A 13,665-nucleotide genomic window follows, 5' to 3' on the forward strand; every position below is an offset into this window, starting at 1 on the left:
CGGACTCTTAGATATTGTTTTCCTGATATATAGGCGTTCGACGTTGTTCGAAGTTGTTCGTTTTACCTGCCCTCCGAAGGCAGAGGTCACAGGTTCGAATCCTGTCGGGTGCGCCAGATTTTCAAGCAATCAGCGTTTCTTTTCAGGGCTTGTCTCCGCTGCAGCCCGGGTGAGAGCCCTCGGCGCCGCACGGTCGAACCCGGAGCGACGTGGTTCCTCGATCCTGATCTAGGTGGCAGACCTGGCGACAGAGCCGACACTTGTGTCACCGGACTACGCCGGAGAGATTGAGCCCTTTGGCGATCCGGATCGTTCCCGCCTCCAACTATTCGATTACCAGCGACGCTTCACGCACTTCGCCCGCGGCAATCTCCATCACTGCCGCGCCCGATCCCGCTGAGACCTCATAGCAGCCCGGTGGCAATCCGAAGAAGAATGCCTTGCCGTCAAACGCCGTCCTCTCGCGCGTGACAGGCGCTTCGGTTCCGCATTTGCGCAGGATCGCGACCATGTTGTCAGCTGGCGAACCGTCGGATCGAAGCACCAAGACCGCGAGTTCCCCGCTTTCGATAACCGGGATATCAAGCTTTACAGGCGCGCCCGGCCGGGTTGTGAAGACATATCCTTCGTCCGCAAGGACGAGATAGGGGTCATCGACATTCTCAAGATCCGGCACCATGGCAAGCTGGCCATCCACGGGCAGATTCTCGACAAGAACTCTGCTTGCGTCGCGGGAAACGAGCCCTCGCGGCATCAGTTCAAAATTGACGTTCTCGACTTCAAGCTCGCCCTCGTCCCACACCCGGTTGCCATTCGTATCGGCGAAGGCGGATGCGACGACAGAGCCGCGATTGGAAAGCGCCTTGCGCCCAAATCGCAGACCCCCGGACAAGGGCGCGCGATCGACCGCAAAGGCAAAGGTCAGAAAACCCCTCCAGCCGCCGGCGCGATCATCATGCCGAAGGTCGGCCCCCACTCGCACGCCGTTCCAGTCGCGGCTTGCTCCAAGCCCCCATTGCCCTCCCCCATCGACCAGATCGCGTTCGCCAAACGCCGTCAGCTGCCAGTCGGCTACGCGATAAGTCACTTCACCCAAAGCGCGGCGCAGCCTCGGGCGCGGTTCCACTTCATAATCGAGACCAGCTCGCAAACGGAAGGGGCCGACGGAGCCGGCCGCCAGCAGCCCCCCCTCGAACTGCCCGGTGCCATTTCGGCCGCCTGCGGATCTTTCGAACAGCCGGTATGACATGCGATTGGAGAGGGAAATACCGGCGATTGCGGCGTGGACCCGCACACTTGCCTGACGGTCGGACTCGCCGGTAACGCGGGTGGAAGAAACCGCGTTCATTCCAACGCCAATCCCGCCAATCCGGCCATTGAGCGCCAGGCGGCTTTGTGACTTGATCCCGAGATTGCCGATGTCGTTGGGCGACCGGCTGAACCCTGACGAATAGCGTTCGTGGCTTGCTGACAGATCAAATGCTCCTAGTGAAAGCCCTCCAAATGCGCGGCCGGCAAGGGCATGACCGTTTTGCATGACGACATCCCCGCCGTAGATCGCACGCCCCGATTGCATGGTGATGCCTGCGCCGAGATTGAAGCTGTCCGGTCCGCCATTTTCCGGGCGACGATAGGCAGCCAGAGCGCTGATGCCGAGATTGCCGGAAATCCCGTAAGACGCGCGCGCCTCGGTGTAGAGGGCTTCGCCAAGTCCAACCCCGCGCCTGTCGGGAAGGCGTATCCCCTCAGGGGTCTGACGGTCCGCTGCCGTGTCGAAGAGACCGCTCGCCGTTCTCCCGTCCAGCAGGGTGCGCCCTTCGCGGAGCATCAGAAGGTTGTAACGCAATGCGCCGGGCTGAACGAGCGAGGAAACGACATCGGTTACGCGGTCGATCGTCTGCTGCTCTCCAGAGGGGCCATAAAGAACAATACGGAAGCGATTGATCCCGAAACGGGTGGGCGTTTCGGGAAAGAAATAACGACCGTCAGCGCCGATGGTCTGGAAATCGAGCAGTTCATCGTCACGATACAGTTCGGCCTGCCAGCCGGGGGGCGCGTCTCCGATCAATTGGGTTGTCGCAAACTCGCCAGCCTGATCAAGCGGTTCGCGTCCGATCCGGAAACCCACGCCAAACGCGCTTTGCTGCAAGAGCGGTGTGGCAGGGGCGGCGATGTCGCCCGCCTCGATCAGACTTGCCCGAAGCGGACCGAGTTGCCGGGCGAGCGGATCACGTCGTTCAAGCGTGAAGCGCGCCGTTGTCTCGCCATTTGTCCCGGCATTCAGCGCCAGAAGCCCGGTCGCCTTCAGGATATCACCCTGCGCCAGAAGCGATCCCTGAAGGGAGACGCCGCCCTGTCGGTTGTCCGCGGAAAGGGCAAGGTTGGTGGTGAGGTGCGGCCAGTCAATCCAGCGGTAGTTCTGCGCGAGTTCGACAAAGCCGGTCGTGTCGATGGCAGTCGCGCCTGATCCGGCCACGCGCTGTCCGGCGCGGCGCGCGGCTTCCTCCGAGGCGAGCAGATAGGGCGGCGCAAGGTTCAGGATCTGGCGCGAACCGTCCCACGTCGGAGACAGCCGAAACCAGTCGTGCAATGCCTTGGTCGAGATATGGGCTTCACCATCGACCAAGATCATCTCCCGGTCTGTCACCGCCCGCACAACGCCGCCGATGTCTGCTGTGCCAGCTGTCAGATCGATGTCGAAGCGCTGCGTTTCGCGCAGAAACCAGCCCGACATCCGGCCATCTTCATCGAGTTCCAGCGCGAAGCCGAGCACGTCCATCAGTGGAGCGAAGGGCACATAAACGGCTCCGTCGCCGGCGATGAACAGCAGCTCGTCAGAGGCAAGAACCTGCCGTTCACGAAGGCGGATTTCGGCAATGCGAAGGTTGAGCCCCTCCCCGGAGCCGATGTCATCGCTGTCGTCCGGCGCATGAACCGATGCGGACGCAGACTGGGGCAGGGCCTCGGCGGCAGGCGGGAATAGCGCCAGAAGCGCGGCCACGCACACCGGCGGGAAGCGCCAGCGCGCGGTTCGGTGCTCTTCCCCCATCATTGCCCACGCCGGTCAGGGCAGTGGATATTCTGCTAGCCTGTCTCCAATGCGGCCGCCGTCGGTTTCTTGATCGAAGACCAGCCGAACCGGCTTTGCGCCGGGCCGCAGGGCCAGGCTGACGGTGCGGGTGTTGGCAGGGGGCAGAACGGCGATGCCGCGCAGAATGCCGACTTCGCTGCCCTGCTCGTCCAGCGCGCGCAGGATGCCGTACTGGCTACGCTGTCCCGTCCGTTCGAGAACGACGATAAGCGCCTCGGGATTGTCCGTTGAGCGGGTCGCCGACCGGATCGACTGGCCCCCTTCGGGCGCGCCGGTGCGCAGCAGAACGGGGATGGAAATTCGCAGGTCGAGATTGGCAGAAACAGAAACCCTGCGCTCGCCGGTTGTCTCCGTCTCCCCCGGTTCTTCAACCTCTTCGGCATTCGCGACGAGCGGGATGGAGGAAAAGCGCAGATGGCTGCGCAGTTCGCCAGCGGGAAGATTGCGCGGAGCGCGGGCAATCACGCGCACCGATTGACGTTCGCCGGGTTGCAGGGTCACCTGTTGCGGCGAGAACCGCAGATAGGGCGCGGCGGACCAGCCGGCTTCCTCGCCCGCTTCGAGCAACCGGTAATTGCCCGCTTCATCAAGGCCCATCTCGATCAGATCGATACGATAGGTGACGGGTTCGCCGCCGGAATTGTAGAGCGTGACCGATTGCCCGCGTCCCCCCGAATCGAGGATGATGCGGGTAGGCGAAATCGCCATCCCGCCAAACGGGGAGGCCGCATCGGCCGGGACGGCATCGAAAGGCAGCGGGCCGTCTTCGGGGAGGTCCTGAGCCATGGCCATTGCAATCGGCACAGCCAGCGCGGCGAGGCCAAGCATCGCTTTATCGAGATAACTCATGGTGCGGTCTTTCTGAGCTGATCATCGCGCTCGGAAGCGGTCATGATCAGTAGGACACTGTCAGAGTGATGGTGGCGATGTTTGTTTGGAACCCAGCGGCAGCAACCTCTGTGACAGTCAATTTTCCTCCAATGGCGACATCGAAGGCACCCGATGTAGAACCAAAAGCTGACCCATCGGGACAAGTGACGACAATCGTGTCGCCGGTCGCCGAAAGCTGTATGACGCGGTTAGGGGCATTTCGCTGAGTGGCTGCTACGTCAACGCTTGCAGACCTTCCTATTGAAAGACCTCCGCTAATGACGTTCGTTTCAACGCTGTTGAGCACTGTCACTGCTACGGAGGGGCTACAAGTTACGGCGAACCGTGCTGGTTGAAATCGTCCCGACTGCTCGCAGTTCGAAGGTGTAGGCAGCACCGAAGAAACCAGATTGCCAGCTGAATTGACCTCTGACACGAATACCTGTGTGGCAATGATCGCCCTGATATCATACACACAAGCGTGCCCGACCTGAATCCCACTAGGGATGTTCACCCTTCCGAAGTCCAGCGCTTCTGTTCCCACAACAGCCAATGGCGGCCGCACTTCCTGAAGAACGGCGGTTACCGGCACTTGTGCACTTTCGCTGACCTGCGCCAAGGCGCCGGTGGCCCAAAACGAAATCACCGCAAAGCTAGCGATACTCAACCGCCGGATTGCAGTTAGTGTTGCCAAACGTTTCATGCTTCCCTCCAGGCAAGATCAGCCAGCCGCCCCGACGATTACAGGCCGGGGCGGCGAGCGATCAGTAGGTTGCGGTCAGCGTGATCGTGCCGGTGCTGGTCGCAGGACTTGCGGCGGTGGCGAGATCAAGAGCCAGCCGGGCGCCGACGAGAATGTCGAGTTCACCTGCCGTGGTGCCCGATGTGAAACCATCGGGGCAGGTCGCGACGATGGTGTTGGATACCGTGGAGTTGACGAAACCATTGTTGGTTGCGCCCTTGTGAAGGGCAGCGATTTTGATCCCGTTCGATTCCACAAGGAACCCGTTATTGAGACCGGTATCCTCGATCACCGCGGTGAATGTTGTCGGTGTCGCGGCGCTGCAACTGACCGCGAAGCGTGCCGGGTCGAAAGAACCGGATGCATCGCAATTCGACGGTGTCGGCAGAACAGAGTCAATTACATTGAAAGAGGTATCGGTTTCATAAACCACCCGCGTCGGACTTCCGTTTGCGGGGACATCATAGACACAGAAGCGCTGGCTGACGACGCCGTTGGGAATATTGAGGCTGCCGAACTCGAGGTCGCTGGTGCCGGTCACCGAAAGCGGGGGTGTGACTTCAAGAAGCTCGGCATTTGCATTGACGGTCGCGCTGTCGCTGACCTGCGCCACGGCGGGCGCAGCCGAGAATGCGAAGAATGCCGCGATGGCACCGAGTATTCCGCTGCGGGTCATGAATGGACGAAAGTTCATTTCACTGTGCTCCTGATTCTGGATCTACGATTGGTTGTGCGAACCCGTCGGTTTTGTGGGCAGAGGGGAGGGAGCTGCGCGCTGCGCAGGCATTGGGCTGTGCCTAGTAGCTGGCCGTAAGGGTGAGCGTCGAAAGGGTGAGATTGCCCTGTGCGATAGCCTCTACGCCGACCGTCAGCCGCCCACCCAACACGACATCGAATTCACCAGCCGTCTGGCCGGTCTCGTTGCCCTCCGGACAAGTCACGGCGAGGGTCTGATCGAATGCGCTTGCGAACCCGCTGCCAGTTTCACCGCGATTCAACGCGACAATATTCTCATCGTTCGACAGCGTGAAAACCACACCAGGCGTGAGGGACAAGGCGGTCTCGTCGAATTCATAAAGCAAAAATGTCGGGGTCGCCGGGTTACAGGAAACCTCAAAGCGTGCGGGCGAAAACGATCCGGAGTTATCGCAATTCGACGGAGTGGGAGGCAAGGAATCGATGACCTGACCATTGCTGATGTCGACTTCCTCAATTGTCATTGTGGCCGAGCCGTTTGCCGCGATATCGTATTGGCAACTACGCGCATCGCGGGATCGATTGGGAATTCTGACTGTTCCGAAATTCAGGGCATTGATGCCTGTCACTGTCAGCGGCAGCGCCGATTCTTCAAGTGTCGCTATCGCATCGACGCTGGCGTTGTCGCTGACTTGCGCCAAAACTGGTGATGCTGACACGGCTGTGATCAGCACAAATGCCAAGGCGGGCTTAAGCAGTGGGATTCCGCGAGCTTCTGCTATCGGTACCATTCGAACAAACTCCCTCAATTGTAGGCGATCTCCAGCCGGATCGATCCGACCGGGCCGGAAAACTGATGGGGGGCCTCGGGCCGCAGTTCGATGACGCCGCCTGCCTTGACGACACTCATTCCGTCGGCGTCGCAGGGGCGCACCTGATAGGCGCTGCCGGGGGCTGCTCCGTCGATCGCCATCGTTTCGGGAGCGGCATCGAAGGCCGCGCCCGCAGGCGCCGCGTCCGTGTAAATCAGCTGAAACTGCACCAGCGAATTTGCAGCACAGGTCAGCGCAAATTCTGCGGGCAAGGCGTCACCGCCCAAGAACTGGCACAGCCCGCCACTGGTCGAACGCTTGGAGTCCGGCCCGAGCACATAGAGACACGAACCGGTGACGGGGATCGCGAGCGTCCCGAAGTCGAGCGGCTGGGCAGCAGCGATCGACAGTGGTTGCATAAAAGTGGCACCGGCCCCGGTTTCGGCCTCCTCGGCCGAGCCGGAAGCCGCACAGGCAAAAGCGCCGGCCCCCAGACACACGGCAGCGATCGGCCGAGGCCAAGTCCGGGCCGGGCCGGGACTGCCGCCGCGCCGCCCGTGTTGCAGGCAGTGTCGCGGGCCGAAAGTGATATTTGATTCCCCCATACGCTACATCACGTAGTCCGGGCAGAAATCCGGCCAGAAAAATGGATCGGGCAAAGATTCCTGGTGCAACGCAGAGGTCGTCGCGCGGACCGAAGGTTTGCGTCACAACGCGCAAGGCATTGATTTGCGACCGGGGCAACCGCTATTCCGGCCCCATGGAGCAAGCGGAACCCGATCGCCCCGAAAACGACGAAGCGCGTGACGCGGTTCTGGCCGACAAGCTGGTTGTCGCCTTCCATGACGAACTGATTGAAATCGCTCGATCACGCCGGAGACGGCACGCCCCTCAGAACACGCTGGTCACTCTGGAAATCCTGCATGAAGCCTATCTCAAGCTGGACAACGGATATGAATTTTCCTCCACGCGCCACTTTCTCGCGGTCGCTTCGATGGCGATGCGTCAGGTCATCGTCGATCAGGCCCGCCAGCGACTAGCCGCGAAACGGCAGGTGCCCGATGAACTGCCCGAGGCCGACGACGGTGACCAGTCCGAGCGGATCGTGGAAATCTCCCTGCTCCTCGACAGGATGGCCGCCGTCAACAAGCGCTGGCGGCAAGTGGTCGATGCGCGTTACTTTGGCGGGATGACCGATCAGGAGGCCGCATTCCTGCTGGCGATTTCGGAACGAACCGTTCGGCGCGAATGGAATGATGCGCGTCGCTGGCTTGCAACCCAGCTCGGCATGGAAAACCTTTCATGATCCCAGAAGGCGCTGCGCCTCTGCGCCGATCCGGTCTCCCGCCGCGCCGCTTTCCTTCGCCAGCGCCGCAGCCTTGCGCAGCATCGCCTTCGCCTCTCGCGGCGTGTTCCGGGCGATAAGCACCTTGGCAAAGCTGAGGTGATACACCGCGCGCAGCAACGCCGGATCGCCCATCGTGCTCAGATAGCGATCCACAGCGCGCAGCTTTTCGCGAGGATCGGCCCCGTTTGATCGGGCCAGCGCCTCCGCCTGACCGAGCAGCACGGCGATGTGCAGGGGCGTGCCCTCCCCCGAATATTCGAGCGCCAGTTTCTCCGCATAGGCAAATTCTTCGAGCGCATCGTCGACCTTGCCTGTCGCAAGCAGCGCCTTGCCATAGTTCGAATGCAACGCGCCGGTTGCGGCAGAGGGGCCGAACAGACGATCCCGCAGTTCGACCGCGCGCGCATATTGCTCGGCGGCGCGGTCAGGCTTGTTCTGGAAGAGATAGACGCTGGCGATGTTGTTGAGGGTGTTTAGGGCATCGAAACCGCTCGAAAGGCCAATCTCGCGCCAGATTGCATCCGCTTTCTGGAAGGCAACCTCGGCTTCATCGAGCCGGTTCATGGCCGCAAGGCTTGTGCCGATGTTGTTGTAGAATGCCCCGGCACGCTGGTTCCGGTCGCCATATTGCCCGATATGTTCGGCCAGCGTCGACTGCAGCAACGCGAGCGCCGCGTCCGGATCTTCACCGCGCAACAATTGTGCTTCGAGCGATCGGCTGTCGAGCAGTCGTGTCGACCATCGCCCCGAATCCCTGCGCCAGAAACGCTGCGCCTCAAGCAGCAGTTCTTCCGCTTCCGCGAACTCGCCTTGCCGAACGAGCGACCGGGCTGCGTTGTACTGCGCCTGTGCGAGGATTTCGGGCTGAATTTCGCCAGAGCGCTCAATGACTTTTCCAAGAGTGACAAGCGCGCCCTTGTCGTCGGAAAGGTTGTATTGCAATTCGCCAAGAGCCTGAAGCAAAGCCGCGAATTCCGATGGCGAGCGATCGAAACGCTCACCCATGGTCTCTGCCGCCGCGGAAATGCCCGATACGGTTGCTCCCCCGCCGGCCTGCAACGTCAGGTCGGACAACAGGAAATAGGCGGACTCGCGGATGACGTCGCTGCGCTGCTCCTCGGCGAGCGCGAGATTCCTGGCATCGACCGCCTCGCGCATCTGCCAGATGCTCACGGACAAAGCGACGGTGAGGGCGATGAACGCGAGCAAGACCGCCGATGTGGCAAGCCAATGCCGCCTCAGGAACAGGCCGGAGCGATAGAGTGAGCCGGTCTCGCGCGCGGACACAGGTTGCTTCGTCTGCCAGTTGATCAGGTCCTCCGCCAGAGCATCGGCCGAAGCGTAGCGTTGCGATGGTTCCGCCTGTGTCGCCTTGCGCAGGATCGCGGTCAGGTCCTTGTCGCCAATTTCCTCCGCCCTGATCGTGACCGAACCACCGGCTTCACGCTCGGGCAGCTTGCCCGCAAGCAAGAGGTGGCCGAGTATCCCGACCTGAAAGATGTCCGTGGCCACTGTCAGCGATCCGCCATCGAGCTGTTCGGGTGCCGCTGTGGCAAGGGTCAGCGCCCGGATCGTGCCTTGCACGCCGTCGGAAGCATGGGACGGCATGAGCACGGCTATGCCGAAATCGATCAGCTTGAGTTGCCCCTCCGTATTGATGAGGACATTGGACGCCTTGATATCCAGATGCAGCACAAGCCGGCCATGGGCATGGGCCAAGGCGCTGCAAAGATCGACCAGCAGCGATGTCCGGGCCTGTCTGTCAGTCGCATTGGCCGTGCACCATTGGTCGATGGGCTGGCCTTCGACATAGTCGATCACCATGAATGCGCGACCATCTTCCGTATCCCCGCCATCGACGATCCGGGCTATGTGCGGATGCTCCAACTGGGCAAGACGTTGACGCTCCTCGGCAAAGTGCGTCCGCAATATCGGGTTGCGCGATGCAAGCAGTTTGAGTGCCGCGAGCTGCCGATAGGTGCCGTCGTCGCGCTCGACGAGCCAGACCTGCCCCATCCCGCCCCGGCCCAGCAGCGATATTCTGCGCCACGGTCCAACGCGTGGCGGGATGTCGAGCAACGCCTCCTCATACGCGGTGCCATCGTCCACCGACACGCCGGTGGCCATGAAGTTCGTGAGGCCCGAGCCCCCCGCTTCCGGCGGCGAATCCGTGGATTGAAGCGGGATGCGAGAATCTCGACCGTTCCCCGCGCTCGGCGAATGCTGTCCCTTTCCAAAAAGACCCAGCCACTTCTTCGCCATTCTTCCACCCCGCGCAAAGCCTACTGGGGAAGTTGCCCGAAGAAACAGGCCGTAAGTGTAGATCGCGCTCTACCCGGAGCGATCCAGCCGCAAGCGAGCCCCCAGACATTCACCGCTCACGCTGACTTCGAACCGTATCGAATCGCGCTGCGTTTTCCAGACGATTCGAACTTCCACGTGGACCCGCCCTTCGCAGTCGCAGGGCGAGGGCAATGGCGGATGCTCGAGACCGATCGTCGTCCCTCGCCTTACAGCCAGCCTGCCGCCCAGGCGATCGCGACGGCGGCGGGGACCAGCAGCGCCTGTGCCAGCAGTGTGCCGGCGAGACGGCTGAGCGAGACCCAGATCATCGCGCGGCGGAAGGTCGCCTCGCTCACGCTGCCGTCGACCACATCGTCGGTCAGCGCCGAGATCTGCGGGTCGATCAGCGCGAACAGCAAGATCGTGGCAAAGCCGTTGACGATCGCGGTCATCTGCGAGGCGGTGACGCGGAATTCGGGGACGAGGTAGCCCGCATAAAGCGAGGCGAGCACGCCCACCGCCAGCAGGCCCTGCGCAGCGGCATTCGCGATCAGCACCGGCCAGCTTACACCGCGCGGTCCCTTGAGCGATCGCAGCGTCTCCGCTTTCGGCAACGCGACCGAATCCCGGATCGTATGCAGCCCCGCCGGTGTGACACTCCGCAGCAGCAGCAGCGTTGTCGAACGCCGGGCCTGAAAGAAGCTGATCCCGGCCGCGAACAGCCGCTGCCCGGTCGGCACCAGCGCGATGCCGAGCGCCACGGCGAGCGCGGCGGACAGCAGCACCAGCCGCAGATCCCACAGCAATGCCTCGCCTCCACTTTCGGCCAGCGCGGTCTCGATCCGCTTGGCGAGAAAGGGGCCGAGAAAGCCGTTCGAGGTGCGGCTGACCAACAGCAGCACGTTGAACAGCGCGAAAGAGAGTGCGATGCGCCCGGTGCGCACTCCCGCGATCCGCGCGGCATAGGCGAGCGCGCCGATCAGGTTGATGACCGCGGTCAGCCCGCAGATCAGAAGCAGTTCGGTGTCCATGGCACGGCGTTCCCGGGTGATGCGCGATCAGATGATCGGCCATGCCTTGTAGATGCTGTAGCTGCTGGTGGCGATCAGCACGATCGCGACAGCCAGCAAGAGCACGCGCGGCCGCACCCGGCTGGCGAGGATCGCGCCGAACGGCGCCGCAACGACGCCGCCGATGATCAGGCCGACCGTGGCCAGCGTGAAGGCGGCAAAGCCGAGCGTGGCGATAAAGGTGATCGAGATCGACAGGGTCAGCAGGAACTCGGCGGAATTGACCGTGCCGATGATCTTCCGCGGATCGCCGCCCTGGATCAGCAGATTGCTCGTCACCACCGGCCCCCATCCGCCCCCGCCTGCCGCATCGAGAAAGCCTCCGACCACGGCCAGCGGGCGGGTGTAGCGCGGATCCTCGAAGCGCGGCTGCGACAGGCGGATCGCCCTCCACAGCAGGTAGAACCCGATCCCCGTCAGATAGATCATCACGAAGGGCCGCGCGGCCGTGGCATCGATGCTCGACAGGACATAGGTCCCCGCCACGCCGCCCAGCACGCCGAAGGGAACCAGCCGCTTGAACAGCCCCCAGTCGACATTGCGGTGCCAGATATGGCTCGCCCCCGATGCGCCGGTGGTGAACAGCTCGACCAGATGGACGCTGGCCGAGGCGGCGGCGGGCGGGATGCCCAGCGCGCTGACCAGCAGGGTCTGGGTGATGACCCCGAAAGCCATGCCCAGCGCGCCGTCGATCATCTGCGCGGCCATGCCGATGGCGATGAAGGGAGCGATGTCGATCAGGAGCGGCACGATATCAGGCATGAGGCAGGTCCTCTCTGCGCAAGAGCAGGGTTAGAACACGTCCGACGAGCGGCTGCGCCGAATGCGGGGTCGGACATCGCGCCCCTCGCCGACAAGCGCCGACGCCTCGGGCAGCAGGCCGCCCGTGGAATAGTGTTTCTCTGCATAGTCCATGGAAGGGCCTTTCGTTGCGCGGAGCCTGTGCGCAGCGACGGAATTAAACTCAAGTGATTTGATTGACAATAGGCTTCGCGCAAGGATTTGCGATGCTGCGCCGAAAGGTGGGCTGTGTGCGCCGGGACGCTGCGACGGCACCGGCGATGGGGCGGTCAGGCGGTGTCTTCGCTGAAGCTCGGTACCGGGGTGATCGGGTCGGAGAGCCGAATGCCGTCAAGGATTTGCGCCGTGCGGTCGCGCACGTCGAGCATCAGCGCGCGGGTGCGGCATTCGCCTTCCGCAAGGCAATTCTTGCACTTCTCATGCGCGTAGCGGCTGGCGCAGGGCACCAGCGCGAGACTGCCGCGCATGTGGCGGATGAGATCGCCGTAAGTGATGTCGACCGGCGCGATCGCCAGCCAGTAGCCCCCGTCGCGCCCGCGCTGCGATTCGATCAGCCCGGCACGGGCCAGTTCGGAGAGGATCACCGTCAGGAATTTGGCCGGGATCTTTTGCGCCTCGGCAATCGCGGCGAGTTGCACCGGGCCCTCGCCATAGTGATCGGCGAGGTGCTGCATCGCGCGCAGGGCGTAGCGGGTCTTCTGGGACAGCATCGCCGATTGTCTATCCGCCCCGTAGGCAATCAGGTCAAGCGCCCGCCGCCCACGCCATCTCGGGGCAGATCAGCCCAGCGGCAGGTCCAGCGCCTCGGCCACGGCCTCGTGCCGGATCGTGCCGCCGGCGACATTGAGCCCTTCGGCCAGATACGGATCTTCCGCCATCGCCGCCTCGGCCCCCATGTTCGCGAGCTTCATCACATAGGGCAGCGTCGCATTGCCGAGCGCGATGGTCGAGGTGCGCGCGACCGCGCCGGGCATGTTGGCGACGCAGTAGTGGATCACCCCGTCGACCGTGAAGACCGGGTCTTCGTGGGTAGTCGCGCGGCTGGTCTCGAAGCAACCGCCCTGGTCGATCGCGATGTCGACGACGACCGTGCCGGGGCGCATCGATGCGATCATCTCGCGCGTCACCAGCTTGGGGGCCGCCGCACCCGGCACCAGCACAGCCCCGATCACCAGATCGGCCGCCGCCACCGCCTCGGCAATCGCGGCCGACTTGGAAAAGGCGGTGCGGATGGTGCCCCCAAAACTCATGTCGAGCTCGGCCAGACGGCGGTGCGAGATGTCGAAGATCGTCACGTCGGCGCGCAGGCCCACGGCCATCTGCGCCGCGTTGACCCCGGCGACCCCGCCGCCGAGGATCACCACCTTGCCCTTTTCGACCCCCGGCACGCCGCCCAGCAGCACGCCGCGCCCGCCCTGGTGCTTTTCGAGATAATGCGCGCCGCACTGGACGCTCATCCGCCCGGCGACTTCGGACATCGGCTTCAACAGCGGCAGCGAGCCATCGGCCGCAGTCACGGTTTCGTAGGCGATGCAGGTCGCGCCCGATGCCATCAGCCCCTCGGCCTGCGGCTTGTCGGCCGCGAGGTGGAGGTAGGTGAACAGCAGATGGTGCGGGCGCAGCATGGCGATTTCAGAGGCCTGCGGCTCCTTGACCTTGACGATCATCTCTGCGGCTTCGAACACAGCCGCCGCATCGGCGAGGATGGTTGCGCCCGCGGCCTCATAGGCGCTGTCGACGAAATCGACCCCGGCCCCGGCCCCGCTCTGCACCATCACCGTATGCCCCGCGCGGGTCAGTTCGGCCACCGCCGCCGGGGTGAGGCCGACGCGGTATTCGTTGTTCTTGATCTCGGTGGGGACGCCGACGCGCATGGGTTCTCTCCTGAAACTTCTGTGCGCGCGAGTGTAACATATGGCCGCCGCACGATCTCGGCGTTGATCATGCACGGC

General features: G+C 63.1%; 12 protein-coding genes and 1 tRNA gene. 2 read left to right on the forward strand and 11 right to left on the reverse strand.

Features of this window, described 5'->3' with window-relative positions; all coding sequences use genetic code 11:
• Positions 1–42 precede the first annotated feature (42 nt).
• Positions 43–116, forward strand: a tRNA-OTHER gene (locus BZF59_RS16175).
• Positions 117–325: 209 nt separating this feature from the next.
• On the opposite strand, the gene BZF59_RS03100 is transcribed toward BZF59_RS16175, so the two are convergent.
• From BZF59_RS03100 to BZF59_RS03120, 6 genes are all read right to left on the reverse strand, one after another.
• The gene (locus BZF59_RS03100) at positions 326–3,052 is read right to left on the reverse strand and encodes a hypothetical protein (RefSeq protein ID WP_086606796.1); all 2,727 of its coding nucleotides are present in this window, start codon (positions 3,050–3,052) and stop codon (positions 326–328) included.
• Positions 3,053–3,064: 12 nt separating this feature from the next.
• A complete protein-coding gene (locus BZF59_RS03105; RefSeq protein WP_158094263.1) occupies positions 3,065–3,919 on the reverse strand; it encodes a fimbrial biogenesis chaperone in 855 nt (284 codons plus the stop codon).
• Positions 3,920–3,986: 67 nt separating this feature from the next.
• Entirely contained in the window at positions 3,987–4,664 is a 678-nt protein-coding gene (locus BZF59_RS15980) for a hypothetical protein (RefSeq protein ID WP_143738076.1), read from the reverse strand.
• Between the two features lie 61 nt (positions 4,665–4,725).
• A complete protein-coding gene (locus BZF59_RS03110) occupies positions 4,726–5,397 on the reverse strand; it encodes a hypothetical protein (protein ID WP_143738077.1) in 672 nt (223 codons plus the stop codon).
• Between the two features lie 103 nt (positions 5,398–5,500).
• Positions 5,501–6,190, reverse strand: a complete 690-nt coding sequence (locus tag BZF59_RS15985) for a hypothetical protein (protein ID WP_143738078.1) — start codon at positions 6,188–6,190, stop codon at positions 5,501–5,503.
• A 14-nt stretch (positions 6,191–6,204) separates the two neighbouring features.
• Positions 6,205–6,630 (reverse strand): DUF4402 domain-containing protein, encoded by a 426-nt coding sequence (locus tag BZF59_RS03120; protein WP_158094264.1) that lies wholly within the window; start codon positions 6,628–6,630, stop codon positions 6,205–6,207.
• A gap of 341 nt (positions 6,631–6,971) precedes the next feature.
• On the opposite strand from BZF59_RS03120, the gene BZF59_RS03125 reads away from it, so the two are divergent.
• On the forward strand, positions 6,972–7,517 hold the full coding sequence (locus BZF59_RS03125; protein WP_158094265.1) for an ECF-type sigma factor: 546 nt from the start codon (positions 6,972–6,974) through the stop codon (positions 7,515–7,517).
• Here the strand turns inward: BZF59_RS03125 and BZF59_RS03130 are convergent.
• The 5 genes from BZF59_RS03130 to ald form a co-directional block, all read right to left on the reverse strand.
• Positions 7,512–9,821, reverse strand: a complete 2,310-nt coding sequence (locus tag BZF59_RS03130; RefSeq protein ID WP_086606802.1) for a serine/threonine-protein kinase — start codon at positions 9,819–9,821, stop codon at positions 7,512–7,514. The genes BZF59_RS03125 and BZF59_RS03130 overlap by 6 nt on opposite strands.
• A 248-nt stretch (positions 9,822–10,069) precedes the next feature.
• Positions 10,070–10,873: a lipid II flippase family protein gene (locus tag BZF59_RS03135; RefSeq protein ID WP_086606803.1), complete on the reverse strand. Its 804-nt coding sequence runs from the start codon at positions 10,871–10,873 to the stop codon at positions 10,070–10,072.
• Positions 10,874–10,900: 27 nt separating this feature from the next.
• Entirely contained in the window at positions 10,901–11,674 is a 774-nt protein-coding gene (locus tag BZF59_RS03140) for a sulfite exporter TauE/SafE family protein (protein WP_086606804.1), read from the reverse strand.
• Positions 11,675–11,982: 308 nt separating this feature from the next.
• Complete coding sequence (locus tag BZF59_RS03145; RefSeq protein ID WP_086606805.1) at positions 11,983–12,423, reverse strand: RrF2 family transcriptional regulator; 441 nt, start codon at positions 12,421–12,423, stop codon at positions 11,983–11,985.
• Positions 12,424–12,492: 69 nt separating this feature from the next.
• Positions 12,493–13,587 (reverse strand): alanine dehydrogenase, encoded by a 1,095-nt coding sequence (ald, locus tag BZF59_RS03150; protein WP_086606806.1) that lies wholly within the window; start codon positions 13,585–13,587, stop codon positions 12,493–12,495.
• Positions 13,588–13,665: the final 78 nt, after the last annotated feature.

The organism is Erythrobacter donghaensis (genome assembly GCF_002155425.1).
Lineage (GTDB): Bacteria > Pseudomonadota > Alphaproteobacteria > Sphingomonadales > Sphingomonadaceae > Erythrobacter > Erythrobacter donghaensis.